This is a genomic window from Vibrio sp. 1978 (genome assembly GCF_033344345.1).
Genome location: NZ_JAWPOP010000424.1, coordinates 1 through 727 on the forward strand (window position 1 = coordinate 1; position 727 = coordinate 727).

The 727-nt window shown below is 43.3% G+C and carries 2 protein-coding genes; both read left to right on the forward strand.

Annotated elements, in window-relative coordinates; all coding sequences use genetic code 11:
• On the forward strand, window positions 1-397 hold a 397-nt coding region (locus R8N49_RS27010; protein ID WP_276415878.1), incomplete at its 5' end, for a type II toxin-antitoxin system RelE/ParE family toxin.
• On the forward strand, window positions 387-674 hold the full coding sequence (gene nadS, locus R8N49_RS27015) for a NadS family protein (RefSeq protein ID WP_029946694.1): 288 nt from the start codon (window positions 387-389) through the stop codon (window positions 672-674). The genes R8N49_RS27010 and nadS, both read left to right, overlap by 11 nt.
• The last annotated feature ends 53 nt before the right edge of the window (window positions 675-727 follow it).

Below are 727 nucleotides of genomic sequence, written 5' to 3' on the forward strand. Positions count from 1 at the left end.
ACGCTTGCCAGGAGTACAATGTACTCCTATTCTTTTGGGAGAGGATCGGGTTATTAGCTACGCATTAGAGTTTATTGAAACGCCATTGTTTGAATCTCAGCGAAAAGAGATGCTCACGGATGAAGAGTTTCGAGCGTTGCAGTCAGACATCATCAAAAACCCAGAAATGGGATCGTTGATTGTCGGAACGGGAGGGCTAAGAAAAGTTCGCCTTGCTGGAGAATCGACAGGTAAGAGTGGTGGTTATCGAACGATTTACTTACTGATCCAACCTGATGTTGTCTATTTGGTGTTGCTGTACAAGAAAGGGAGAAAGGACTCTTTAACTCAGAAAGAGAAGAATCTCCTTAAAGAAGTGTCGAGGTCGATTAAGAGAGAGTATGACAATGAGCAATAGTATTTTTGATGAACTTTATACATCGATGAAGCAAGCCGAAGCGATTGCAAAAGGAGAGCAGACTCCTGCGAATGTCACTCGTTATGAGATTGCCGATGTTAAAGCGATCCGAGCACAACTGGATGTCAGCCAAAAAGAGTTGGCACAAGCGATGGATGTGAGTATTGATACCGTGAAAAGTTGGGAGCAAGGACGGAGAAATCCGACAGGTTTAGCAAGCAAAGTCCTGACTCTACTCTCTAAAGAGCCAGAGCTTTATGCGAAGTTTTCAGTTTAAAGATTAAGAGGTGTCTATGAGTGCAGCTGTTACTTTTGAGCAATTCTGTCAGC

What these genes read in the sequence shown, in the direction of transcription:
- nadS (WP_029946694.1), top strand. Translation starts at nt 387, where the DNA reads ATGAGCAATAGTATTTTTGATGAACTTTATACATCGATGAAGCAAGCC.